Origin of the sequence: Streptomyces sp. NPDC058663, from assembly GCF_042716745.1 — a bacterium.
Taxonomy (GTDB): Bacteria; Actinomycetota; Actinomycetes; order Streptomycetales; family Streptomycetaceae; genus Streptomyces.
Genome location: NZ_JBHXRV010000018.1, coordinates 33,104 through 55,793 on the forward strand (window position 1 = coordinate 33,104; position 22,690 = coordinate 55,793).

Here is a 22,690-nt window from a genome sequence, read left to right on the forward strand (position 1 = left end):
TCGGTGCGCCATGCGGCCAAACCGCCTCAGCCGTCACCGTGACGTCCGCAGGGAACCGCCCGTGGTGTCAGCGGTGTCCGCAGGCGGCAGGGCCGGTGCGTCTCAGGACGGGGTGCGTGCCGCCGCCAGCAGCCGTGCCGTGTCGTCCGCGCACAGTCGCAGGGCCGCACCGACCGTGGTGAGCACCTCCCGCTCGGCGGGACTGTAGGGGCCGTCGGCGAGCGCGATCCGGGCGCCCTGGAGCAGGATCGACTCCCGCCCGGCGGGGGCGAGGTGCGGAGCGAGCGGTTCGAGGGCCTCGTGCAGCTCGATGGCGAGACTGGCGCCGCGGAGCCCGCCGGCCCCGCCCGCCACGTCCTCGTCCGGCAGGTAGCGCCCGGTGTCCTGGGCCAGTGCCTCGATGAGGTGGGTGAGCTGGTCCTCCGTACAGTCCTCGAAACCGGCGGAGCGGACCGTGGCCGCCGCCGTGCCGGTCACCGTGGGGGACGACGCGCCTCCGGCGGCCAGGACGGCGAGGGCGACCGTGTGGACGGCGTCGCGCAGCATCGCGGCGAGGCGGACGGTGGTGGGGTGGTCGAGGGCCTCGGCGTCGAACCGGCCGTCGCAGGAGGCGCATTCGACGACCGGGCCCTCGTGGCCGCGGGCGAGCAGCGGGATGCCGAGGACGGTCAGGCGCCGACGGCCGGTGCGGCGGGCGTAGTTGCGGTCGCCGCCGCAGCCGGGGCAGAAGAACTCCCCGTCCCCCACGGTCGTCCAGGTGGTGCGGACGCCCCACAGTCCGGCCCACGGGCTGAGCGATCGGCCTCGTACTGACAGCACGGCGAACCTCCGTCACACTTCGGCATCTTTGCCGGGGTTGGACGTGATGTTAGCCACATCCACCCGGTGCCGTCAGCACCCCGGGAAAAGACGGCGGCCCCGCCCACCGCGAGGGTGGCCGGGGCCGGCCGGTGACCGAGGGAGAACGCTCAGGTCAGCGCGCTGCGCGGTTCACCGCGGAGACAACTGCCTTCAGGGAGGCGCGAGTCGTGTTCGGGTCGATGCCGATGCCCCACAGGACCTTCCCGTCGATGGCGCACTCGATGTACGAGGCGGCCTGGGCGGAGGCACCCTCGCTCATGGTGTGCTCCTGGTAGTCCAGCAGGCGGGCGTCGACGCCGACGGCGGCCAGCGCGTCGAAGAACGCGGAGATGGGGCCGTTGCCGGTGCCGGTCAGCACCGTCTCGGCGCCGTCCACGACCGCTTCGACGGTCAGCGTGTCGACGCCGTCGGTGTCGGTGGTGGTCTGGCCGGAGCGCACCTGGATGCGGCCCCACGGGTTCTCGGCGTGCGGCAGGTACTCGTCCCTGAAGGCCGACCAGATGGCCTTCGGGGTGACCTCGCCGCCCTCGGAGTCCGTCTTCTGCTGGATGATCTTCGAGAACTCGATCTGCATCCGGCGCGGCAGGTCCAGCTTGTGGTCGTTCTTCAGGACGTACGCGATGCCGCCCTTGCCGGACTGCGAGTTGACCCGGATCACGGCCTCGTAGGAGCGGCCGACGTCCTTGGGGTCGATCGGCAGGTACGGGACCGCCCACTCGATGTCGTCGACCGTCCTGCCCAGGGCGGCCGCGTCGGCCTCCATGGCGTCGAAGCCCTTCTTGATGGCGTCCTGGTGGGAGCCGGAGAAGGCGGTGTAGACCAGGTCGCCCGCGTAGGGGTGGCGCGGGTGGACCTCCATCTGGTTGCAGTACTCGGAGGTGCGGCGGATCTCGTCGATCTGCGAGAAGTCGATCTGCGGGTCGACGCCCTGCGAGAACAGGTTCATGCCCAGGGTGACCAGGTCGACGTTGCCGGTGCGCTCGCCCTGGCCGAACAGGCAGCCCTCGATGCGGTCGGCGCCCGCCATCAGGGCCAGCTCGGCGGCGGCGACGGCGGTGCCGCGGTCGTTGTGCGGGTGCACCGACAGGCAGACGTGCTCCCTGCGGGTCAGGTGGCGCGACATCCACTCGAAGCGGTCCGCGTGCGTGGAGGGCGTGGAGCGCTCCACGGTGGCGGGCAGGTTGAGGATGATCTCGCGGCCCTCCTCGGGGCCCCACACGTCGCACACCGCCTCGCAGACCTCCAGGGCGAAGTCCAGCTCGGTGTCGGTGAAGATCTCCGGCGAGTACTGGTACCCGAAGACCGTCTCGGGGCCCAGGATCTTCTCCGCGTACTCCATCACCAGCCGGGTGCCGTCCACGGCGATCTGCTTGACCTGCTCCTTCGTCCCCCGGAAGACCACCCGGCGGAAGGTCGGCGCGGTCGCGTTGTACAGGTGGACGGTGGCGCGGCGGGCGCCGCGCAGCGACTCCACGGTGCGCTCGATCAGCTCTTCGCGGGCCTGGGTCAGGACGGAGATGGTCACGTCCTCGGGGATCGCGCCCTCTTCGATGATGGAGCGTACGAACTGGAAGTCGGTCTCGCCGGAGGAGGGGAAGCCGACCTCGATCTCCTTGTAGCCCATCCGCACCAGCAGGTCGAACATCTCGCGCTTGCGGGCGGGACTCATGGGGTCGATCAGGGCCTGGTTGCCGTCGCGCAGGTCGGTGGAGAGCCAGCGAGGAGCCTTGGTGATGCGGGCCTCGGGCCAGGTCCGGTCGGGGATGCCGACGGCGTCGTACGGGCCGTACTTGTGGACCGGCATGCCGGACGGCTGCTGGAAGTGCGAGGCGTTCGTGACCGGCGTGGGGTTGCGATAGGACTGCTGGGGGGTCATTGCGTAGGGCTCCTCGGGTCTCCTGCAAGGGGACGGCCGACTTCTTCGAGCGCAGCACCAGATCCCGCGGGGAGGGGGTCGGCCTACGACTACAGGCCCTCGCCGCGGCAGCTAAGAAGAAGCAGCCCGAAACGCATGATGTGCCGCAGCCTAACCGAGGGACGGCGAGGACGCCGGTCCCGTATCAGTATGCAAGACCGGGCATGCGCGGAGCCGAAACAGTGATCCATCACTCGAAAGCCTTGAAATATGGCGCATATTTCGGTCGCGGGTAGTGACAGCGTCATGACCCAGTGCCACATTGCTCGCCATGGAAGCCATCCACCCCGTCTTCTGCACCATCGTGCCGCCCCATGTCCTGGACAGGCTCGCCCGTTCCGAGGACCCCGCGCTCGCCGCACCCGCCCGCCGCACCCTGGAGGCGGACGCCGCACAGCGCACCCACCGCCGGCTGACCACGGTCCTCGGCGCGCCGTCGGCTCCCCCCGCCCCGGGGGCCGCCGACAGCAAGGTCCACCGCACGCTCCACGACGCCCGCAACCGGCGTGAGCTGCCGGGCCGGGTGGTGCGCAAGGAGGGCGAGGAGCCCACCAAGGACGCCACGGTCAACCGGGCGTACGCCGGTCTGGGCGCCACCTTCGAGCTGCTCCTGAAGGCGTTCGCGCGCAACTCCATCGACGGCAACGGCCTGCCGCTGAACGCCACCGTGCACTTCGACAAGGACTACGGGAACGCCTTCTGGGACGGCGAGCAGATGGTCTTCGGCGACGGCGACGGCGAGATCTTCCTCGACTTCACCCTCCCCGTCGACGTCATCGGCCACGAACTGGCCCACGGCGTGACCCAGTACTCGGCGAACTTCACCTACTTCGGCCAGCCCGGCGCGCTCAACGAGTCGGTGTCCGACGTGCTCGGCTCGCTGGTGAAGCAGTACGTCAACGACCAGAGCGCCACCGAGGCCGACTGGCTGGTCGGGGCGGGGCTGCTCGCCGAGCGCGTCAGCGGTGTGGCGCTGCGCTCGATGAAGGCTCCGGGCACGGCGTACGACGACGACGTACTGGGCAGGGACCCGCAGCCCGCGACGATGGACGACTACGTCACCACCGGCCGCGACAACGGCGGGGTGCACATCAACTCCGGCATCCCCAACCACGCGTTCTACCTGCTGGCCACCGCGCTGGGCGGCAAGGCGTGGGAGCGCGCCGGACAGATCTGGTACGACACCCTGACCGCCGGGACGCTCACCGTCACGCCCACCTTCGCCGACTTCGCGCGGGCCACCGTGACGGCGGCCCGTGCCCGCTTCGGGGAGGGCGAGGAGCTCGAGGCGGTGCTCAAGGCGTGGGAGCAGGTGGGAGTGGACCCGCGCTGAGGGGCGCGGCGCGCGGGCGGCCCCCTACCGGGCGGGCCGCCCGCGTACTACAACGGACCCCATGCGTATTCAGGTAGTCCGCACGGGAGGATTCGCCGGGATCGAGCGCCGGGCCGAGGTCGACACCTCCGCCGGGCCCGATGCCCGCGCGTGGCACGCCCTGGCCGCCGAGGCGCTCGCCGCCGGCCAGGGCGTCCGCACGCCGCCGGCCGGGATCGCCGACGGATTCCGTTACGAGATCACCGTGGACGGACGGACCGTGCACTGCGCCGAACCGGAACTGACCGAGGCGCAGCGCGAGTTGATCTCACGGGTGCTGAAGGAGGGCGCTTAGCGGCACCCGGACGGGCGGTTGTGGGGGGCGCCCGGCGGGGCCCCTGGTCGCTCGGCGGCCCCGCGGGACAATCGGCCGCGCCCGGTCGTTGACAGGGGTGTCCGGGGGTAACCACCATCTCCCCCATGACCATGCTGACGCCCGGCCCACTGCCCCGGTTCCCCGCCAACTTCCTGTGGGGGGTGTCCACTTCGGCCCATCAGATCGAGGGTGCGGCCGCCGAGGACGGGCGCGGGCCGTCCTCCTGGGACGCCTTCGCCGCCGAGCCGGGACGCATCAGGGACGGGTCGAACGCGTCCGTGGCCGTCGACCACTACCACCGCTACCCCGAGGACGTCGCCCTGCTGAAGGGCCTCGGCGTGGACGGCTACCGCTTCTCCGTCTCCTGGCCGCGCGTACTCCCCGAGGGGGCGGGCGCCGTCAACAAGGCCGGGCTCGACTTCTACGACCGGCTGGTGGACGCGCTGTGCGAGGCGGGCATACGCCCCGTGCCGACGCTCTTCCACTGGGACACACCGCTGGCCCTGGAGGAGGCGGGCGGCTGGCTGGAGCGGGACACCGCCCACCGGTTCGCGGAGTACGTGGAGGTGGTCGCGGCCCGCCTCGGCGACCGGGTCGGCCGCTGGATCACCCTGAACGAGCCCGCCGAGCTGACGCTGCTGGGCCATGCGCTGGGCGAGCACGCCCCCGGCAAACGGCTCCTCCTCGACGCCCTGCCGGTGGCCCACCACCAGCTCCTGGCACACGGCCTGGCGGTGGAGGTGCTGCGCTCGCGCGGCTCGGGCAGCATCGGCATCGCCCACTCGCACGGTCCGACCTGGGCCGCCTCCGGATCCGCCGAGGACAGGGCCGCCGCGGACTTCTACGACCTGCTGCTCAACCGGCTGTTCGCCGACCCGGTGCTGCTGGGGAAGTACCCCGACGGCATCGCGGAGCTGCTGCCGGGACCGGTCGCCGAGGACCTCGCGCTGATCTCCCAGCCGCTGGACTGGTACGGGATCAACTACTACCAGCCGACCAAGGTGGGCGCTCCGGACGCGTCCGCGCCCACGGACTTCGCCGGGGTCACCGTCCCCGCGGAGATGCCGTTCTCGGTCCGCCCCGTCACGGGAGTGGCGCGCACCGCCTTCGACTGGGCGGTGGTGCCCGAGGCCCTGACCGAGCTGCTCGTCTCGTTCCGCGACCGGTACGGCGACAGCCTGCCGCCGGTCGTCATCACCGAGAACGGCTGCTCCTACGAGGGCGTCGACGACCAGGAACGGATCGCCTTCCTCGACGGGCACCTGCGGGCGCTGCACCGGGCGATGGACGAGGGCGTCGACGTCCGCGGGTACTTCGTGTGGTCGCTGATGGACAACTGGGAGTGGGCGCACGGGTACGCGCAGCGGTTCGGCCTGGTCCACATCGACTACGAGGGCGGCACGCTGGACCGCACGCCGAAGGCGTCGTACCACTGGCTGCGGGCCGCGCTGCGCGCCCAGCGGTGACGTACCTCACAGGGCGGCAGCCGCAGGGAGGGCCCTGTGCGGAGAGCCCCCGGGCTCAGAAGCCGAGCTTGCGCAGCTGCTTGGGGTCGCGCTGCCAGTCCTTGGCGACCTTCACATGGAGGTCGAGGAAGACGGGCGTGCCCAGCAGGGCCTCGATCTGCTTGCGGGACTTCGTGCCGACGTCCTTCAGCCGCTGGCCCTTGGGGCCGATGATGATGCCCTTCTGGCTGGGCCGCTCGATGTAGACGTTGGCGTGGATGTCGAGCAGCGGCCGGTCGGCGGGCCGGTCCTCGCGGGGGATCATCTCCTCGACGACGACCGCGATCGAGTGCGGCAGCTCGTCGCGCACGCCTTCCAGCGCGGCCTCGCGGATCAGTTCCGCGACCATCACCATCTCGGGCTCGTCGGTGAGGTCGCCCTCGGGGTACAGCGGCGGACTCTCGGGGAGCATCGGGGCGATGAGGTCCGCCAGCAGCGACACCTGCTGGTCACCCACCGCGGACACGGGCACGATCTGCGCCCACTCGATGCCCAGCTCGCGCCCGAGCGCGTCGATCGCCAGGAGCTGCTCACGCAGCTGCTTCGGCGCGACGAGGTCGGTCTTCGTCAGGATGGCGATCTTCGGGGTCTTCTTGATCCCGGCGAGCTCCTTGGCGATGAACTTGTCGCCGGGGCCGAGCTTCTGGTCCGCGGGCACGCAGAAGCCGATCACGTCGACCTCCGCCCAGGTCGTGCGGACGACGTCGTTCAGGCGTTCGCCGAGCAGGGTGCGCGGCTTGTGGAGCCCGGGGGTGTCGACCAGGATCAGCTGCGCGTCGGGGCGGTGCACGATGCCGCGCACGGTGTGCCTGGTGGTCTGCGGGCGGCTGGAGGTGATGGCCACCTTCTTGCCGACCAGAGCGTTCGTGAGGGTGGACTTGCCCGCGTTGGGGCGGCCCACGAAGCAGGCGAAACCGGCCCGGTGGGGGGCGGGGCCGGCTGCGGGGTTTTCGGGAGTACGAGCGCTCATGGGGCCCATTCTCCCCGATGTACGGCGAAGGGCCGACCAGAGGCCGGCCCTTCGCGGGTGGTGCGGGGTGGCGGCCGGCGGGCCCGGGCCGCCCACGGGGGTCAGGACAGGCCGGCCTTGGCGGCACAGGAGCCCCACGCGCCCGGGCCCTGGGCCGCGAGGACCTTCTCGGCGACGGCGATCTGCGCGGCCTGGCTCGCCTGGTGGGCGCTCGGCGCGTGCGCGGTGCCGCCGAAGGCGGACCAGGTCTGCTGGGTGAACTGGAGGCCGCCGGAGTAGCCGTTGCCGGTGTTGGTGGCCCAGTTGCCGCCCGACTCGCACGCCGCGACCGCCGACCAGTTGGCGCTGGAGGCCGCGGAGGCGCTGCCCGTACCGGTGAGGATCATGGCCGCGGCGGCGCCAGCCGTCACGACGGAACCGGTGATGCGGCGGGCGGCGGTGGTGCGGATCAGGGAGGAGAACACGCGGTGACCTAACTCTGGGGGACGTGGTCCGCCGGTCCGGGGCTTCGCTGCTGCCCCGTCCGGCGTGCCTCCACACTCCCAGCGCGGCCGGGCCCGGTCCACGGACCTTCGCAGGGTGGGGGCGGGACCAAGGTCCCGCCCCCACGGCCCCCCTCCCCCCGGCCGAAGGACCCGGGCCGAAGGTCCCGCCGCCGGTGTCACGCGGCCGGGAAGGGTCCGTCGGCGAGGACCGGCCGGGGGCCGCCCGGCCCCTTGCGGAACCGTACGTGTGCTGCCTCACATGCGTAGGGTGCCCCACCCGTGCCGCGCCCCTCCCGGTCACACCTCGACGCGTGACCTGACCACCGCGTCCGGGCCGGCCAGGAGCACGGGCGTGCCCGGGCCGCCCAGGTCGCGTACCGCCGCGAGATCGGCGTCGGCGGGGGCCGGGGCCCCTGTGACGACGGCCGCCGCCTCCAGCGAGCCGGCTCCGCTCGCGACGGCCATCGCGACGGCCGTCCGCAGGGCGCTCAGGTGCAGCGAGTCGAGGGCGACGGTCCCGGCGACGTACGTCCGCCCGGTCTCGTCGCGCACGGCGGCGCCCTCCGGCACCCCGTTGCGGGCCCGGGTGCTGCGGGCGAGGGTGAGGAGCTTCTGGTCCTCGGTGTCGAGGGGGGCTGCCTGGGGGTCCTCGGAGGACGGGGAAGTGGTCATGACCCCGAGCATAGGAAGCCCCGGGGCCCGGCCGCCCGTCCGGGTCAGCCCTTCTTGCCGTCCCGGGCCGCGGCGCCGGCCTTCTCGGCCTTGGCCACGGCCTTGGTGAAGGACTCGGTGAAGGTCTGGACGTCCGCCTTCGTGAAGCTGATCTCCATGACGGACACGACCGCCCCGCCCACGCGCGCGTGGGCCACGTCGTACTGGAGCGGCGGCATCTCCGGGTCGTCCGTGACGATCTTGAGGCGGACGCCCTGGGAGTCCTGGCCGGCCTTCGGGACGGAGAGCTCCTCGTAGGTGACGGTGGCCTTGTCGCCGTCGAGATCGGCGGTGAAGGTGCGGCACGCCTCGGGGACCGGGCGGCCCTTGATCAGCTTCGTGGCCTCCGCCTCGGTGTAACCGGTGACGCCGTGGACCACGAACGGGCCCTCCTGCGACTTGGTGAAGGCGATGATGCCGGTGCTCTGCGGCTTGGGGCCCTGCTCGGCCCCCACGACGCCGTCGAGCAGGAACTGGCACTGCTTCTTGTTCTTGTCGGCCTTGCCGGTGGCGAACTCGGTGTTGCCCGCCTCGGTGGATGACATCTCGGTGTCCTTGCTCCAGCCGTTGGGCATCTCCTTGACCTCCAGCAGGGCGGACTCCGCCTGGCGCTGGGTGAGCGGCGCGGCCGCCGTCGGGGTGGGCGACGGCGTGGCCGTCCTCGCCGGCGCCTTCTTGGCCGCGGACTCCTTCTCCGCGTCCGCGGCACCCCCGCACGCGGTGGCGAGGAGGAGGGACGAAGCGGCCAGGCCGAGGCCGGTTACGCGGAGGGTACGGGTACGCACGGGTGCTCCTGATGAGGGTGTTCGCATGACTTGCGCGAATTAAAACGGCAAGTAAAGAGAACGCCAAATCCGCACAGACGTGCCCCCTGTGTGCTTCCCTGTCGGCCGTCACTCCGGCTGCCGACCGCTCCCGCACGGCGGGCCTGGGCCGGGGGGTGGTCAGGGGCGGTCCAGCGTCAGCCGGACCGCCCGCGGCATGCCCGCCACCACCAGGTCGTACGAGTCCTCGACCAGCTCGCGCACGAGGCCCTCGGGCAGCGAGCCGTCCAGGGTGACGGTGTTCCAGTGGCGCTTGTTCATGTGCCAGCCGGGGACGATCGCCGGGTGCTCGGCCCGCAGCCGCACCGCGTTCTCCGGGTCGCACTTGAGGTTGACGCGCAGCGGCGACGCACCCAGGGCGCTCAGCGCGAACACCTTGCCCAGCACCTTGAAGACCGAGGTCTCCGGCGTGAAGGGGAACTCCTCGACGGCTGCACCGAAGTCGAGGCAGAGGGCGCGGAGCTGATCGGGCGTCATACCGGCCAGTATCCGTCAGCGTGCCCCCGCCGTCACCGGTACGGCGCCCACGCCGCGCAGCCGTGCCCGTCACCGGTACGGCGCCCGCGCCGCTCAGCCCTGGTGGGCCTCGTCGCCCTCCGGCTCCACGGGCTCCGCGAGCACCGTGACGATCTTGTTGCGGCGGCCGGCCGGTGACTCCGCCGTGAGGCGCAGCGCCCGACCGTCCGGGAGGTCCACCGTCGCCGAGGCCCCGGCGATGGGCACCCTGCCGAGCGCCTTCGCCAGCAGGCCGCCGACCGTCTCGACGTCCTCGTCGTCGAACTCGTCGAGCCCGTACAGCTCGCCGAGGTCCTCGATGTCGAGGCGGGCGGTGACCCGGAACCGGCCGTCGCCCAGGGCGTCGACCGGGGGGACCTCGCGGTCGTACTCGTCGGTGATCTCCCCGACGATCTCCTCCAGGATGTCCTCGATGGTGACGATGCCGGCGGTGCCGCCGTACTCGTCGATCACCACGGCGACATGGTTGCGCTCCTGCTGCATCTCGCGCAGCAGGTCACCGGCGTTCTTGGTGTCGGGGACGAAGACGGCGGGGCGCATCGCCGTGGAGAGCAGGTCGGACTCGGAGTCGCGGTTGATGTGCGTCTTGCGGACCAGGTCCTTGAGGTAGACGACACCGACCACGTCGTCCTCGTTCTCACCGGTCACCGGGATGCGGGAGAAACCGGAGCGCAGCGCGAGCGTCAGCGCCTGCCGGATGGTCTTGAAGCGCTCGATCGAGATCAGGTCCGTACGCGGCACCATCACTTCGCGCACCAGGGTGTCGCCCAGTTCGAACACGGAGTGCACCATGCGCCGCTCGTCGTCCTCGATGAGCGACTCCTGCTCGGCGAGGTCGACCATGGCGCGCAGTTCCGCCTCACTGGCGAAGGGGCCCTTGCGGAAGCCCTTGCCGGGGGTGAGCGCGTTGCCGATGAGGATGAGCAGCTGCGGAACGGGGCCCATGATCCGGGCCAGCGGCAGCAGTACGTAGGCCGAGGCGGTCGCCGTGTTCAGCGGGTGCTGGCGGCCGATGGTGCGCGGGGACACGCCCACGGCGACGTAACTGACGAGGACCATCACGGCGATCGCGACGAGCAGCGCCTGCCAGGTCCTGTCGTAGAGGTCCAGGAAGCCGTACGTGACCAGGACGCCCGCCGCCATCTCGCAGGCGACGCGCACCAGCAGTGCCACGTTCAGATAACGGGTGGGGTCGGCGGCGACCTGGGCGAGCTTCGCGCTGCCGCGCCTGCCCGCCCGGGCCGCCTCCTCCGCGCGGAAGGTGGAGACGCGGGCGAGACCGGCCTCCGCGCACGCGGCCAGCCAGGCCACGACGACCAGGGCGACGGCACCGAGGATCAGCTGGGCGCTCATGAGACGGTCGGCGCCGGGGAGGGACCGGTGAAGCCCTTCTCCGCCCGCCAGCCGTCGACGATGGCCGCCTGCAGACCGAACATCTCGGTCTTCTCCTCGGGCACCTCGTGGTCGTAACCGAGGAGGTGCAGCACGCCGTGCACGGTGAGGAGCTGGAGCTCCTCGTCCATGGAGTGCTCGGTGGGGGCGTCCTTGCCCTGCTGCTCGGCGACCTCGGGGCAGAGCACGATGTCACCGAGGAGCCCCTGCGGGGGCTCCTCGTCGTCCTTGGCCGGCGGACGCAGTTCGTCCATCGGGAAGGACATGACATCGGTCGGACCGGGGAGGTCCATCCACTGGATGTGGAGCTGCTCCATGGCGTCGGTGTCCACGACGATCACCGAGAGTTCGGAGAGCGGGTGGATGCGCATCCGGGTCAGGGCGTAGCGGGCGATGTCGAGGATCGCCTGCTCGTCGACCTCGGTTCCGGACTCGTTGTTGACGTCGATCGACATGGTGCGCTGGTGCTCTACTTCCCTCTCGTGCCGCCCCGGCCCTGCTGCTCGTTGCGGCTGTCGTACTGCTCGTACGCGTCGACGATACGGCCGACGAGCTTGTGCCGGACGACATCCTCGGACGTGAGCCGGGAGAAATGGATGTCCGGGACGTCGCCGAGGATGTCCTGGACCTGGCGCAGACCGCTCTTCGTGCCGTTCGGCAGGTCGACCTGGGTGACGTCACCGGTGATGACGATCTTCGAGTCGAAGCCGAGCCGGGTGAGGAACATCTTCATCTGCTCGGTGCTGGTGTTCTGCGCCTCGTCCAGTACGACGAACGCGCTGTTCAGCGTGCGTCCGCGCATGTACGCCAGGGGGGCCACCTCGATGGTCCCGGCCGCCATCAGACGGGGGATGGTCTCGGGGTCCATCATGTCGTGCAGCGCGTCGTAGAGCGGGCGCAGATACGGGTCGATCTTGTCGAAGAGGGTGCCGGGGAGGAAGCCCAGACGCTCGCCCGCCTCGACGGCGGGACGGGTCAGGATGATCCGGTCGACCTGCTTGGACTGGAGCGCCTGGACCGCCTTCGCCATGGCGAGGTACGTCTTGCCGGTGCCGGCGGGGCCGATGCCGAACACGACGGTGTGCTTGTCGATGGCGTCGACGTACCGCTTCTGGTTGAGCGTCTTGGGGCGGATGGTGCGGCCGCGGCTGGAGAGGATGTTCTGGGTGAGCACCTCGGCGGGGGTCTCGGTGACGGCCCCGCCGTCCCTGGTTCCGTCGCCCTTGCCGTTGCCGCTCGCCCTGAGCATGGCGATCGAGCGTTCCACTGCGTCCTCCGTCATCGGCTGCCCGGTGCGGAGCACCAGCATCATCTGGTCGAACAGCCGCTGGATCAGGGCGACTTCCGCCGGTTCCCCCGTAGCGCTGATCTCATTGCCCCGGACGTGGATGTCGGCCGCCGGGAAGGCCTTCTCGATCACGCGCAGCAGTGCGTCGCCGGATCCGAGCACCATCACCATCGGGTGAGTGGCCGGGATCTTGAACTCGGCGCGGGACTGCGGCGGCTGTGTGGGTGTCTGAGTCATGGGCCGGCACTGTGGCCTGCACATACCTCCCGTTGCAGGGTTCTCGCTGCTCGACAACCTCTGGGTTCCCAGCGTACGACTCACCGCTGACAACACCGAGGGGTTTTACCTTCGAACTGTTTCGGAGCCGCCGGCACGGGAGTTCCGGAGCTCTCGGGGCAGCAGGGGCTCAGGCCCCGGGGCAGCAGGGGCTCAGGCCCGGAAGCCGATGGTCGGCACCGCCCTGCGCAGCGGCCACGGCCTGGCGTCCGCCGGGAGCAGTTCCTCCAGGAATGCGTACCGGCGCAGCGCCTCCTGGTCCTGGGCCTCGTACCCGCGCACCTGCTGCCACCAGGCGCCGATCTCCGCCCAGCCGGGCGCGGAGAGCGAACCGCCGAACTCCTGCACGGAGAGGGCGGCGGTGAGCCCGGCGAAGGCGAGGCGGTCGGCGAGGGGCCAGCCCGCGAGGGTGCCGGTGACGAATCCGGCGACGAAGACGTCCCCCGCCCCCGTCGGATCCAGCGCCTCGACGGCGATGGCGGGCACCTCGGCGCTCTCGCCGCTCGCCCCGTCCACCGCGTACGCACCCTCCGCGCCGAGGGTGACGACGGCGAGGGGAACCTTCTCGGCAAGCCGGTGGGCGGCCGTGCGGGGGCAGTCGGTGCGGGTGTAGCGCATGGCCTCCTCGGCGTTGGGGAGGAAGGCCTCGCAGTGCTCCAGGTCAGCGAGTCCCGCCAGGTCCCAGCGCCCGGTGTCGTCCCAGCCCACGTCGGCGAAGACGCGGGCGCCGTTGCGGGCTGCGGACTCCACCCACCGCTGCCGGTGGCCGGGCACCAGGGAGGCGATCGCGGCACGCGCGCGTGGCGGGCAGGCGGGGAAGGGTGCGGGGCCGCCGGGCGGCGGGGCCTCGTGGCCGTGGGAGACCATCGTGCGCTCGCCCTCGTACGCCATGGAGACGGTCACCGGGGAGTGCCAGCCGGGCACTGTGCGGGACATCCCGAGGTCGATGCCCTCGCCGTCGGCGAGCGCGTCCCAGCAGTACTCGCCGTAGTGGTCGTCGCCGAAGGCCGCCGCGAGGGCGGTGCGCAGGCCCAGGCGGGCCAGGGCGGTGGCCATGTTGGCGACGCCGCCGGGGCTGGATCCCATGCCGCGCGCCCAGGACTCGGTGCCGCGCACGGGAGCGCTGTCGAGACCCGTGAAGATGATGTCGAGGAAGACCGTGCCGGTGAGGAACACGTCGCAGCACGGACCGCCGGGCGTGCGCAGACCGTCGAGGGGGTCGACCCTGTCGGTGGCGGGCGCGTCGTGGCCTGCCTTGTCGCGGGCGTGCCCGCCGTGTCTGTGTCCGCCGCCGTGCCCGCCGTGACCGTGCTCGTCGCATTCGTGCCCGTCGCGCATGTGCTCGTGGCGCTTGTGCCCGTCGTGCATGTGGTCGTCGCACTCGTGCCCGTCGCGCCTGTGGTCGTCGCGCATGTGCTCGTCGTGCTTGTGCCCGTCGTGGGCGGGCGCGCCCGGGGTGACCTTCTCGCCGTGGTGGTCACCGTGGTGGTGGTGCGTGCTCACTTGCGCTCCCCGTGGTGCGGTGCGTGTGCTGCCCTTGTCGTGGTGCGGTGCGCGTCTGCCCGGCACACCGTCGTTTCGCGGCCAGTGTGCACGATCGGCCGTCACCGGCGGAGCTCCGCGAACAGGGCGTGACGGCGCGCCAAAGAGGCCGCACCCACCCGGCGGAGCACGACGAATACCCGGCCTGCTCAACACCAAACACAATGTGTCCCAGCTCACATCCCACCTGCCCTTTTCCTGCGGTCGGCGCGCTTGATAAGAATTGGGCCGCGTTCCTGTCCGTCGACGGTCGCCCCACCCCCTTTCTCCATGGCCGTCATGACGTCCTGTCATCACGCACGTCTCCTCCAGGAATGCCCGTGTTCTCGCGCTTTCGCGCCCTGTTCGCGTGCCCTCGCGCCCTGTGGCCGCTCGTCGCTGTCTTCACCGCCGGCTATCTCGCCTCCTATCTGCTGCCGACCCTCGTCGGGCGGCTCGGTTCCGGGCTGGGTCTGTCCCCCGCCGGGGCCGGCCTGGTCGGCAGCACGCTGCTGCTGTGCTCGGCCGCGGCCGGCTTCACCCTGGCGTCCCGGGTGCAGCGCACCGGCCCGCGCCGGGCGGCCCGTACCGGTCTGCTGCTGATGCTGCTGGGCTACGGCTGCGCCGCGCTGTCCTCGGCCGTCCCCGCCGTCGTGGCGGGCTGTGCGCTGGGCGGTTTCGGCTCCGGTACGGCGACGGCAGTGGCGGCCGCCGGAATCGCCGCCGCCACCAACCCCCACCGGGCGTCCGTCCTGGGCCTGCTGAGCGTGTCGGCGACGGCGGGCGCGCTCTATCTGTCGGTGCCGCACCTGGACGGCGGCCACCGCCCGCCGTTCGTGGCACTCGCGCTGATCGCCGCGCTGGTCTGGCCCGCCACGGGGCGGCTGCACAGTGCGGACGCAGCACATTCCACCGGCGTACCGCGGGCGCCTCTCGAGGTGCTCGGGGCGGCCGCCGCGCACCCGTCGCGGCTGCCGCACCTGCGGTCCGGTCTGGTGCTGGCTGCGGCCATGCTCTGCTGGTCCCTCAGCCAGAACGCCCTGTGGGGGGTCAGCAACCGGATAGGCACTGTCCAGGCGGGCCTGTCCGAGGTGGCTGTCGGTGTGGTCTTCGCCGCCGGCCTGGGGGCAGGCCTGGCCGGAGTGAGCGCGGCGGGCGCACTCGGCTCGCGGCTGGGAAGGGCGGTTCCGGTCGGCTGCGGGACGGTGGCCATCGCGCTGTGCGTCGCGGTGAGTTCGTCGGCGACGGGCCCGGTGTCCTTCGCGTCCGGCGAGATCCTGTGGAACGCGTTCTACCCGGTCGTGCTGTCGTACCTGATCGGGCTCGCCGCCTCGATGGACCCGCGCGGCCGGTGGGCGGTGTTCGCCGGTTCGGCGTCGTCGCTGGGGGTCGCCTGCGGGCCGGTGGCGGGCAGTCTGCTGTCGGCGTGGGCGGGCTTCCCCGTGATGGGTCTGGTGCTCGGCGGCGTCCTGCTGCTGACCGCGATGCCGATGACGGCGGTCGCGCTGCACACGGGCGGGCGTCCGCTGGTGGCGGGTGCGGTACGCCGCAGGGGCGGTGCTCCGGTGGCCGTACTCGCCGGTACGACGGGTGCTCCGGCCGGGCACGTCCCGCAGGTGGGGGCGGCGGAGCAGGAGGTCGCGGAGATTTCCCTGCGGCCGCTCACCCGGCGGGTCCGCTCCCCGTTCGTCCGCACCGCCCCGCGCTCCGCGCGCGTGCCGCAGGCGCGCGGGGCGGAGCGGGAGCGCGTACGGGCGGGGGCGGAGGTCTGAGCCCTGCGGACGGATGCTGCCGGGGGCCCTGTGGTGGCGGGCCGGACGCAGGGGGCCGGGGGGGCGGGGAGCGGGGATCGGGGAGCGGAGGATCGAGGGCTCGGGGTGGGGGCGGCCCGGCGTCAGTGGATCCGGTGTTCCTTCCAGAAGGGGCCGAGGTCCTTGGTGGTCGCCGCCTGCGCGGCGCGTGTGAAGCCGGCGGTCGTGGAGACGCCGAGCCAGTGGTCCCGCACGTACGTGCGCAGCATGCCGGCCATGGCGGGAGTTCCGAGAGTGCGCTCCAGGTCGTGCAGGGCGCAGGCGCCGCGCTGGTAGACGACGTGGCCGAACTCGCGGCGGTGGCCGTCGGCGAAGTAGGCCATGGAGCGGGTGAGGGCGGCCGTGTCGCTGGGCCAGGGACCGAGGTCGGCCCAGCAGGTGGTGGTGTCGTCGCCGTGGTACAGCTCGCTCGCGTACTGGGCGAACGATTCGTCCAGCCAGGGCGCGGAGAACTGGTCGTTGCCGACGATGGCGTACCACCACTGATGAGCGACCTCGTGCGCGGCCGCGAAGCCCTCCGATTCGGTCCACAGCAGAAGAAAACCGGGGAATTCCATGCTGCCGAAGTCGTCGAGGGCGTCGCTCATGACGAGGTCGAGTTCGCCGTACGGATAGCGGCCGAAGCGCTTGCCGAACTCGTCGACGGAGCCGGCCACGTTCTTCAGGTTGTCGGCAACGCCAGTGGCCGGGGTGGCAGCGGTCCAGTACGCGTGCAGCGTGATCCCGCCGGGCGACGTCACCGACTTCGTCCCGAACGGTCCCGCGGCCCAGGCGAAGTCCCGCACCCCGCGCGCCGTGCTCGTGCTGACGGTACGGCCAAAGGTGCTCGCCCGGCGGGTGGTGGCGCCGGTGGCGGGGACCTTGAGCGCACTGGGGTGGTCGAGCGCCACCCGGAAGTCCCCGGCGAGCGTGTAGAAGCTCTCGCCGAAGCCGACGTCGGGGTCGAGGTGGCGGCCCTTCGCGTCCTGCACGGACAGCAGCGGCAGGGCGTTGCCGAGGAAGTGGTGTGCGCCGTCCCTGCCGAATCGGTGGACGCGGTCGGGGACGGCGATCGACACGTCGAAGGAGACGGCCGTACGGGCGCGGTGCGGCAACGGCTCGCGCAGGTCGATGCGCAGGGCGCTGCAGCGGACGGCGAGCGGGTGTGCGGTGCCCCCGGCGACCCTGCTCACCTTCACCGGTGACGGCTTCCCCGGAGAGCCGCAACCGGCGTCCGGGTGGCCGTTGCCCCACAGCCGTACGTCGACGTACCGCAACGGAGCGCGGGCGGAGTTGCGGAAGGAGACCGTCTGCCGGCCCTTCCAGCGCGAACCGTCCGCGTTGCTGCGCAGGCGTACGTCGTAGGAGGGGCGGTCCGGCGCCGCGGCGGGAGGAGCCGCGGCGGGCCGTGCCGGTGCGTACGGTGCTGATACGAACCGTTGGGGATCGGACGGTGCCGGTGCCGACGGTGCCGGGGCGGCGAGGGCAGGACCCTGTGCCGCGGCCGACTGCGGGACGAGCAATGCGGCGGCCGCGAGTGCACACACCACCGGGCGCCACAGCCTGATCGAGGTCATGACAAGCACGCTAGGCCGCCGTACGCCCGGACGAGGAAGTTCCGGGGCACGGCCGCGACAGGGGCCCCGCGGGGTCACGCCCGTTTCGGCACCGGCACCCGCATCAGGTCCTCCGCGACCGTCAGTTCGCCCTCGAAACCGGCCGCGCGGGCCTGCCTCTCGAACTCCTCCGGTTCGCTGTAGCGCTGCGAGAAGTGCGTCAGGACCAGGTGCCGCACACCCGCGTCCCGGGCGGCCGCCGCCGCCTGGCCCGCCGTCAGATGGCCGTGGTCCTGCGCGAGGCGAACGTCCTCGTCGAGGAACGTCGACTCGATGACGAGCATGTCGCACCCCTCGGCGAGCGCGTGCACGCCGTCGCACAGCCGGGTGTCCATGACGAACGCGAAACGCTGTCCGCGCCGTTCCTCACTGACGTCCAGGAGGTCGACTCCGTTGAGCGAACCCAACCGCTGGAGGCGTCCGACGTCCGGGCCCGAGATGCCGTGCTCGGCCAGCTTCTCCGGCAGCATGCGCCGGCCGTCGGGCTCGACGAGCCGGTAGCCGTAACTCTCCACCGGGTGCGACAGCTTGTGCGCCTCAAGGGTGTACGCGCGCGTGGTGGCGAGCACCCCGTCGGCGGCGGCCGGGGCCTCGGTCAGCCGCACGGTCTCCCGGTAGGCGGTGGAGTACCGCAGCCGCTCGAAGAAGTGCTGCCCCGAGGCCGGGTAGTGCGCGGTGACCGGGTGCGGCACCTGGTCGAGGTTGATGCGCTGGATGACTCCGGCGAGCCCCAGCGAGTGGTCGCCGTGGAAGTGCGTGACGCAGATCCGGTGAATGTCGTGGGCGGCGACCCCGGCGCGCAGCATCTGGCGCTGGGTGCCCTCGCCGGGGTCGAAGAGGATGCCCTCGGCGTCCCAGCGCAGGAGGTAGCCGTTGTGGTTGCGGCGGCGGGTGGGGACCTGACTGGCGGTGCCGAGGACGACGAGCTCGCGAGCGGACACGGGAGGTACCGGGCGCCCTATCCGGGCGGCCAGGTGAGGCCGCGTCCCCCGAGCACGTGCGCGTGCGCGTGGAAGACGGTCTGGCCCGCGCCGGAGCCCGTGTTGAGGATGATGCGGTAGCCGCTCTCCGCGACGCCCTCGTCGAAGGCGACCTCGCCGGCCTCGCGCAGTACGTCCGCCGCGATTCCCGGCTCGGCAGCGGCCAGGGAGGCGGCGTCCGGATGGTGCACCTTGGGGATGACCAGGACGTGGGTGGGCGCCTGCGGGTTGATGTCGCGGAACGCGAGCGTGGTCTCGCTCTCGCGCACGACCGTCGCCGGAATCTCCTTGGCGACGATCCTGCAGAACAGGCAGTCGGCCTGCGCTTCATCTGCCATGTCGGGCTCCCCTCGTGGCTTCGTTGATCGGACACCGCGCATGCTATCCGCCGGATCCTCCCGGCGGCCGGGGCAGCCGGCACCACGGGGCCTGCGGGGCTGCGGGGCCTGCGGGGCCGCGGGGCTGCGGGGCCGCCGGGGCCTGCGCAGCTGCGAGTTCCTGCGGGGCGCTGGGGGCTGCGGGGCCTCCCACGGCCCGCGCCATCAGTTCCCTCGCCGTTCACGTCCCCGGGCGCGTGCGTGAGTGCCACGGCGGCTTCGGCGACCGCCGCGCTCCCCTGCCCGGCGTCGTCGGGCAGCAGGTGCGCCAGGCGCAGCCGGGGTGCGCCGTCGGGGCGTCCGCGACGGCCGCGCGCGTCCGGCTGCTACGGCCTGCCCAGCCCCTCCAGCAGCAGCTGCCCGTACTCGCGGTGCGCCAACGGCAGCCGGTAGGTGCCGTCGTCCTCGGACAGCACCACCGACGCGTCGATCAGCGCGGCCAGTTCGCCGTCGCTCGCGAAGACCGTTTGGACCTGCTCGGCGGTGAAGTTACCGGCGAACGCCGACAGCCGCGCCCACAGCAGCCGTTCCGCCCGCCCGCACAGGTCGTGGCTCCAGGCGATGGCGCGCAGCAGGGTGCTGTGCCGGGCGGGCTGCTTGGGACCGTGTATCAGCACCCCGAACCGTGCCCCCGGCTCGCACAGGCTGCCGTACAGCTGCTGCGGGGTGGCGGACCTGCCGAGGGTGCGGGCGGCGAGCAGCACGCTCAGCGGGTCGCCGTCGAGACGTTCGGCGAGCAGCCTGGTCCAGAAGACGGGCAGGTCGACTCCCTGCACCGCGGCCTTCTCGCGGAGCAGTTCGATGGTCTGCTCGCGCGAGAGCGGGCGCAGCCGGATGCACTGCTCGTCGGGCACCCCGATCGGGGTGCGGCTGGTCACCAGGATCTGCAGGCCGGGGCACGCGTCGTGCAGTCTGCCCACCAGGTAGGCACAGCCGGCCCGGACGTGCTCGCAGGTGTCCAGGACGAGCAGCCCGCGCCGCCCGGCGAGCAGGCGCAGCACCGCCTCCATGGGGTCGGTGCCGGTGCCCGGCGCCGTACCGGCGTGCAGGGCGGCGGCGACGGTCTGCGGCACCAGGGCCGCGTCGGCACAGTCGGAGAGGTCGGCACGGTGGACGGGGAGGTCCGTGACGGCTTCGGCGGCGCGGGCCGCCAAGTGCGACTTGCCGACCCCGGCGGGTCCGGTGAGGGTCACCAGCCTTGTCTCGACGAGCAGTTCGAGAAGGTCACCGAGGGCCGGCTCGTGGGGGGTACGGGAAACGGGGAGGCCGTATGCGGGAGGCATGCGCCCACTGTGACCGGCCGCGGCCCCGCCGCGCGCCCCAGCGGACCGGAGATCCGTACACCTAATTCCCCTGATGGGTACGCCCTAGGTATGTGCCGCGTTCACCGGCGCGCTACGACGCCGTTCCCGGCGCGCGGCGGAACGCGGCCACGCGCGCGTGGCCGCGCCGGCACCCGCTGAGCACCGCGGCGGCCCCGACGGAGGCAGCTTCTCACCGAAGGGCCCCGGCGCACAGCCCTGTTGCGGCACCTGAGCGGCGCCCGGGGCGGTCGGCCAGGTCGCCCGCGGCGCCGCGGCACAGCCGGCCCGGCCGTCGCGGCGCCGCGGGGCGTACGGCGGCTCAGCCGCCGAGCAGCAACCACTCCTGGAGCTCCACCAGGTTGCCTTCGGGGTCCTTGAGGTGGGCGGCCCGCATGCGTTCGGTCATCGCCACCGGCCCGTGCACGAGCACCGCACCGCGCCCGGTGATCTCGGCGCAGTACCGGTCGAGGTCGTCGACCCGCAGCACCACGAACGACCTGTGGCCCGCCGGTTCCTGAGACAGCTCCCCCAGCAGTTCGGCCATCACGGCCCGGTCCTGGAGGGCGATGCCGGCGGAGCCCACCGACGGCGAGAACTTCTCGCAGGGCCCGTTCTCGTACCCCGACTGGGGTTTCAGGCCGAGCACCTCACCGTAGAAGCGGTAGCAGGCGGCGAAGTCGGACACCAGCAGCCGTACTTGTGCGAGTTCCATGTCGCTCTCCCTCGTCCAGCCCCCCGATGGTGTGTGCCCGGTGGCTCAGGACCACCGTCCGGTGCGCCCCAGCAGGAGCGCGGTGGCAGCGGTGCCGGCCGTGGAGGTCCGCAGCACGCTGCGGCCCAGCCGGTACGGTTTGGCCCCCGCCGCCGCGAACGCCGCCAGTTCCTCGGGCGAGACTCCGCCCTCGGGTCCGACGACCAGCACGATGCTGCCCTGCCGCGGCAGCTCGGCGACCGCCAGCGCACCGCTGTCGGCGTCCCGGTCCTCGTGCAGTACGGCGGCGAAGTCCGCGGCGGCCAGCAGGGAGGCCACCTGTCTGGTGCTCATCGCGTCCGCGATCTCCGGGAAGCGGAGCCTGCGCGACTGCTTTCCCGCCTCGCGGGCGGTGGCCCGCCACTTGGCGAGCGACTTGGCGCCCCGCTCGCCCTTCCACTGGGTGATGCAGCGGGCCGCCTGCCACGGCACGACGGCGTCCACCCCGGTCTCCGTCATCGTCTCGACGGCCAGTTCTCCCCGGTCGCCCTTGGGGAGGGCCTGGACGACGGTGATCCGCGGCCGGGGCTCGTCCTCGACGAGGGTCCCTGTGACCTTCACGACGAGCCGGTCCTTGCCCTCCGCGGCGACGACGACGCCCTCGGCGCCGTTCCCCGCCCCGTCGGCCAGAACGACGTCCTCGCCCGCCCTCAGGCGCCGTACGGACACCGCGTGGCGCCCCTCGGGCCCCTCCAGGACGTACTCGCCGCCCCGGGGCACGCTCTCCACCACGAACACCGGTGCCGTCATGACGTCGGCCTCCTCAATGCCATTTCCGTCCACGCCGAGTCCGCCTCGGCGCCGAGCACCTGCACAAGACGGCCCGCAGGCAGGTCCCGGGCCAGCCGGTGCCCCTGCCCCGCCCACAGCGCCATGCCCTGTGCGTCGCCCACGCGCGCGGCGGCGCTGCGCAGGCCCGCCGTCATGAAGTGCACCTCGGGATACCCCGACGGCGCGTAGGGGCCGTGTTCACGCATGAAACGGTTGACCAGGCCGCGTGCGGGCCGCCCGGAGAACGCGCGGGTGAGTTCCGTCCGTACGAACAGGGGATTCTTCAGCGCCTGCTTGTGCATCGCGTGCGCCCCGGACTCCGGGCACGCCAGGAACGCCGTCCCGAGCTGCGCCGCGTCCGCCCCCGCCGCCCGTACGGCGGCGATCTGCGCCCCGCGCATCAGCCCGCCCGCGGCGATCACCGGCAGCTGTACGGTCTCGCAGACCTGCGTCACCAGCGACAGCAGCCCGAGCCCGCTGGTGCCGTCGGCCTGCGGGTCGTCGCGGTGGGTTCCCTGGTGGCCGCCCGCCTCGATGCCCTGGACGCACACCGCGTCGGCTCCCGCCCACTCGGCGGCCTGTGCCTCCTCGGGAGTGGTCACCGTGACCACGGTGAAGGTGCCCACGTGGGCGAGGGCGTCGAGCTCGTCCCGGGAGGGGCAGCCGAACGTGAAGGACACCACGGGCACCGGGTCGTCGACGAGGAGGGCCAGTTTGGCCTCGTACCCGTCGTCGGTGCCGCGCCCCTCGTCCTGTTCGTCGACCGGCGTCTCGTACCAGGCGCTCTCCCCTGTGAGCTGCTGCCGGTACAGGTCGAGGGCGGAGGGGTCGGCGGCGGGCTGCGGCATGAACAGATTGACGCCGAAGGGCTTGGAGGTCAGCGCGCGCAGCTGCTTGATCTCCTCGTACATCCCGTCGGCGGTCTTGTACCCCGCGGCGAGGAAACCGAGCCCGCCCGCCTCGGACACGGCACCGGCCAGCTCGGGGCGGGAGACCCCGCCGGCCATGGGCGCGGCGACGATCCCCCGCCGGCACAGCTCCCCCAGCGCGGGAATCACCCGGGACTCAACAGACATGTCCGCATCGTTTCACGCCCGGCGGTCCCCGCCGAATCGAACAGGGGCGGGGGGGGGCGCCCCCGGTCCGCCC

Annotated in this window: 22 protein-coding genes; 4 read left to right on the forward strand and 18 right to left on the reverse strand. The window is 72.3% G+C overall.

The genetic code is table 11. The annotated features are described in order from the left end of the window. Positions 1 to 102 precede the first annotated feature (102 nt). Both ACFWVV_RS15370 and leuA read right to left on the reverse strand, forming a co-directional pair. Positions 103 to 816 carry a TerB family tellurite resistance protein gene (locus ACFWVV_RS15370; protein ID WP_384342175.1) on the reverse strand — a complete coding sequence of 238 codons (714 nt, stop codon included), beginning with the start codon at positions 814 to 816 and terminating at the stop codon, positions 103 to 105. Positions 817 to 973: 157 nt separating this feature from the next. Further along, positions 974 to 2,737, reverse strand: a complete 1,764-nt coding sequence (gene leuA, locus ACFWVV_RS15375) for a 2-isopropylmalate synthase (RefSeq protein WP_384341713.1) — start codon at positions 2,735 to 2,737, stop codon at positions 974 to 976. Positions 2,738 to 3,047: 310 nt separating this feature from the next. Here leuA and ACFWVV_RS15380 point away from each other — a divergent pair, with 310 nt between their 5' ends. The 3 genes from ACFWVV_RS15380 to ACFWVV_RS15390 all read left to right on the forward strand — a co-directional run bounded on the left by ACFWVV_RS15380 (position 3,048) and on the right by ACFWVV_RS15390 (position 5,930). After that, positions 3,048 to 4,109 carry a M4 family metallopeptidase gene (locus ACFWVV_RS15380; RefSeq protein WP_384341715.1) on the forward strand — a complete coding sequence of 354 codons (1,062 nt, stop codon included), beginning with the start codon at positions 3,048 to 3,050 and terminating at the stop codon, positions 4,107 to 4,109. A 61-nt stretch (positions 4,110 to 4,170) separates the two neighbouring features. Then, on the forward strand, positions 4,171 to 4,443 hold the full coding sequence (locus ACFWVV_RS15385) for a protealysin inhibitor emfourin (RefSeq protein WP_384341717.1): 273 nt from the start codon (positions 4,171 to 4,173) through the stop codon (positions 4,441 to 4,443). A gap of 125 nt (positions 4,444 to 4,568) precedes the next feature. Continuing rightward, positions 4,569 to 5,930, forward strand: a complete 1,362-nt coding sequence (locus ACFWVV_RS15390; protein WP_384341719.1) for a GH1 family beta-glucosidase — start codon at positions 4,569 to 4,571, stop codon at positions 5,928 to 5,930. Positions 5,931 to 5,985: 55 nt separating this feature from the next. On the opposite strand, the gene era is transcribed toward ACFWVV_RS15390, so the two are convergent. The 9 genes from era to ACFWVV_RS15435 form a co-directional block, all read right to left on the reverse strand. Further along, entirely contained in the window at positions 5,986 to 6,948 is a 963-nt protein-coding gene (era, locus tag ACFWVV_RS15395) for a GTPase Era (RefSeq protein ID WP_384341722.1), read from the reverse strand. Between the two features lie 92 nt (positions 6,949 to 7,040). Continuing rightward, positions 7,041 to 7,403 carry a transglycosylase family protein gene (locus ACFWVV_RS15400; protein ID WP_384341724.1) on the reverse strand — a complete coding sequence of 121 codons (363 nt, stop codon included), beginning with the start codon at positions 7,401 to 7,403 and terminating at the stop codon, positions 7,041 to 7,043. Between the two features lie 318 nt (positions 7,404 to 7,721). Next, the gene (locus ACFWVV_RS15405) at positions 7,722 to 8,096 is read right to left on the reverse strand and encodes a cytidine deaminase (protein ID WP_384341726.1); all 375 of its coding nucleotides are present in this window, start codon (positions 8,094 to 8,096) and stop codon (positions 7,722 to 7,724) included. Positions 8,097 to 8,140: 44 nt separating this feature from the next. Next, positions 8,141 to 8,920 carry a hypothetical protein gene (locus ACFWVV_RS15410; protein ID WP_384341728.1) on the reverse strand — a complete coding sequence of 260 codons (780 nt, stop codon included), beginning with the start codon at positions 8,918 to 8,920 and terminating at the stop codon, positions 8,141 to 8,143. A 159-nt stretch (positions 8,921 to 9,079) separates the two neighbouring features. After that, entirely contained in the window at positions 9,080 to 9,436 is a 357-nt protein-coding gene (locus tag ACFWVV_RS15415) for an MmcQ/YjbR family DNA-binding protein (RefSeq protein WP_384341730.1), read from the reverse strand. 93 nt (positions 9,437 to 9,529) lie between these two features. Further along, positions 9,530 to 10,828 (reverse strand): hemolysin family protein, encoded by a 1,299-nt coding sequence (locus tag ACFWVV_RS15420; protein WP_384341732.1) that lies wholly within the window; start codon positions 10,826 to 10,828, stop codon positions 9,530 to 9,532. Continuing rightward, positions 10,825 to 11,322 carry an rRNA maturation RNase YbeY gene (gene ybeY / locus ACFWVV_RS15425; RefSeq protein WP_384341733.1) on the reverse strand — a complete coding sequence of 166 codons (498 nt, stop codon included), beginning with the start codon at positions 11,320 to 11,322 and terminating at the stop codon, positions 10,825 to 10,827. Before ybeY ends, ACFWVV_RS15420 begins: the two co-directional genes overlap by 4 nt. 14 nt (positions 11,323 to 11,336) lie before the next feature. Then, positions 11,337 to 12,392, reverse strand: coding sequence for a PhoH family protein (locus ACFWVV_RS15430; RefSeq protein ID WP_384341735.1), 1,056 nt, complete (start codon positions 12,390 to 12,392; stop codon positions 11,337 to 11,339). A 192-nt stretch (positions 12,393 to 12,584) separates the two neighbouring features. Beyond that, the gene (locus ACFWVV_RS15435) at positions 12,585 to 13,769 is read right to left on the reverse strand and encodes a carbohydrate kinase family protein (protein WP_384342177.1); all 1,185 of its coding nucleotides are present in this window, start codon (positions 13,767 to 13,769) and stop codon (positions 12,585 to 12,587) included. Between the two features lie 545 nt (positions 13,770 to 14,314). Between ACFWVV_RS15435 and ACFWVV_RS15440 the strand changes: the two genes are divergently transcribed. After that, complete coding sequence (locus ACFWVV_RS15440) at positions 14,315 to 15,724, forward strand: MFS transporter (protein WP_384342179.1); 1,410 nt, start codon at positions 14,315 to 14,317, stop codon at positions 15,722 to 15,724. A gap of 122 nt (positions 15,725 to 15,846) precedes the next feature. Here the strand turns inward: ACFWVV_RS15440 and ACFWVV_RS15445 are convergent, their stop codons facing one another. From ACFWVV_RS15445 to ACFWVV_RS15475, 7 genes are all read right to left on the reverse strand, one after another. Then, positions 15,847 to 17,319 carry a M1 family metallopeptidase gene (locus ACFWVV_RS15445; RefSeq protein WP_384341737.1) on the reverse strand — a complete coding sequence of 491 codons (1,473 nt, stop codon included), beginning with the start codon at positions 17,317 to 17,319 and terminating at the stop codon, positions 15,847 to 15,849. Between the two features lie 74 nt (positions 17,320 to 17,393). Further along, a complete protein-coding gene (locus ACFWVV_RS15450) occupies positions 17,394 to 18,299 on the reverse strand; it encodes a ribonuclease Z (RefSeq protein WP_384341739.1) in 906 nt (301 codons plus the stop codon). A gap of 17 nt (positions 18,300 to 18,316) precedes the next feature. Continuing rightward, the gene (locus ACFWVV_RS15455; RefSeq protein ID WP_384341741.1) at positions 18,317 to 18,676 is read right to left on the reverse strand and encodes a histidine triad nucleotide-binding protein; all 360 of its coding nucleotides are present in this window, start codon (positions 18,674 to 18,676) and stop codon (positions 18,317 to 18,319) included. A gap of 365 nt (positions 18,677 to 19,041) precedes the next feature. Next, positions 19,042 to 19,998, reverse strand: a complete 957-nt coding sequence (locus ACFWVV_RS15460; RefSeq protein WP_384341743.1) for an ATP-binding protein — start codon at positions 19,996 to 19,998, stop codon at positions 19,042 to 19,044. 340 nt (positions 19,999 to 20,338) lie between these two features. Continuing rightward, positions 20,339 to 20,731 (reverse strand): VOC family protein, encoded by a 393-nt coding sequence (locus tag ACFWVV_RS15465; protein ID WP_384341745.1) that lies wholly within the window; start codon positions 20,729 to 20,731, stop codon positions 20,339 to 20,341. A gap of 45 nt (positions 20,732 to 20,776) precedes the next feature. Then, entirely contained in the window at positions 20,777 to 21,520 is a 744-nt protein-coding gene (locus ACFWVV_RS15470; RefSeq protein WP_384341747.1) for a 16S rRNA (uracil(1498)-N(3))-methyltransferase, read from the reverse strand. Next, a complete protein-coding gene (locus ACFWVV_RS15475) occupies positions 21,517 to 22,617 on the reverse strand; it encodes a nitronate monooxygenase (RefSeq protein WP_384341749.1) in 1,101 nt (366 codons plus the stop codon). The genes ACFWVV_RS15470 and ACFWVV_RS15475 overlap by 4 nt, the downstream gene beginning before the upstream one ends. Positions 22,618 to 22,690 lie beyond the last annotated feature (73 nt).

Excerpts from the sequence above, each read along its gene's own strand:
- era (WP_384341722.1), bottom strand. The coding sequence starts at position 6,948 with ATGGGCCCCATGAGCGCTCGTACTCCCGAAAACCCCGCAGCCGGCCCC.
- ACFWVV_RS15470 (WP_384341747.1), bottom strand. The coding sequence starts at position 21,520 with ATGACGGCACCGGTGTTCGTGGTGGAGAGCGTGCCCCGGGGCGGCGAG.
- ACFWVV_RS15430 (WP_384341735.1), bottom strand. The coding sequence starts at position 12,392 with ATGACTCAGACACCCACACAGCCGCCGCAGTCCCGCGCCGAGTTCAAG.
- ACFWVV_RS15435 (WP_384342177.1), bottom strand. The coding sequence starts at position 13,769 with ATGCGCGACGGGCACGAATGCGACGAGCACGGTCACGGCGGGCACGGC.
- ACFWVV_RS15465 (WP_384341745.1), bottom strand. The coding sequence starts at position 20,731 with ATGGAACTCGCACAAGTACGGCTGCTGGTGTCCGACTTCGCCGCCTGC.
- ACFWVV_RS15390 (WP_384341719.1), top strand. The coding sequence starts at position 4,569 with ATGACCATGCTGACGCCCGGCCCACTGCCCCGGTTCCCCGCCAACTTC.
- ACFWVV_RS15385 (WP_384341717.1), top strand. The coding sequence starts at position 4,171 with ATGCGTATTCAGGTAGTCCGCACGGGAGGATTCGCCGGGATCGAGCGC.
- ACFWVV_RS15380 (WP_384341715.1), top strand. The coding sequence starts at position 3,048 with ATGGAAGCCATCCACCCCGTCTTCTGCACCATCGTGCCGCCCCATGTC.
- ACFWVV_RS15445 (WP_384341737.1), bottom strand. The coding sequence starts at position 17,319 with ATGACCTCGATCAGGCTGTGGCGCCCGGTGGTGTGTGCACTCGCGGCC.
- ybeY (WP_384341733.1), bottom strand. The coding sequence starts at position 11,322 with ATGTCGATCGACGTCAACAACGAGTCCGGAACCGAGGTCGACGAGCAG.
- ACFWVV_RS15475 (WP_384341749.1), bottom strand. The coding sequence starts at position 22,617 with ATGTCTGTTGAGTCCCGGGTGATTCCCGCGCTGGGGGAGCTGTGCCGG.
- ACFWVV_RS15420 (WP_384341732.1), bottom strand. The coding sequence starts at position 10,828 with ATGAGCGCCCAGCTGATCCTCGGTGCCGTCGCCCTGGTCGTCGTGGCC.
- ACFWVV_RS15405 (WP_384341726.1), bottom strand. The coding sequence starts at position 8,096 with ATGACCACTTCCCCGTCCTCCGAGGACCCCCAGGCAGCCCCCCTCGAC.
- ACFWVV_RS15455 (WP_384341741.1), bottom strand. The coding sequence starts at position 18,676 with ATGGCAGATGAAGCGCAGGCCGACTGCCTGTTCTGCAGGATCGTCGCC.
- ACFWVV_RS15460 (WP_384341743.1), bottom strand. The coding sequence starts at position 19,998 with ATGCCTCCCGCATACGGCCTCCCCGTTTCCCGTACCCCCCACGAGCCG.
- ACFWVV_RS15415 (WP_384341730.1), bottom strand. The coding sequence starts at position 9,436 with ATGACGCCCGATCAGCTCCGCGCCCTCTGCCTCGACTTCGGTGCAGCC.
- leuA (WP_384341713.1), bottom strand. The coding sequence starts at position 2,737 with ATGACCCCCCAGCAGTCCTATCGCAACCCCACGCCGGTCACGAACGCC.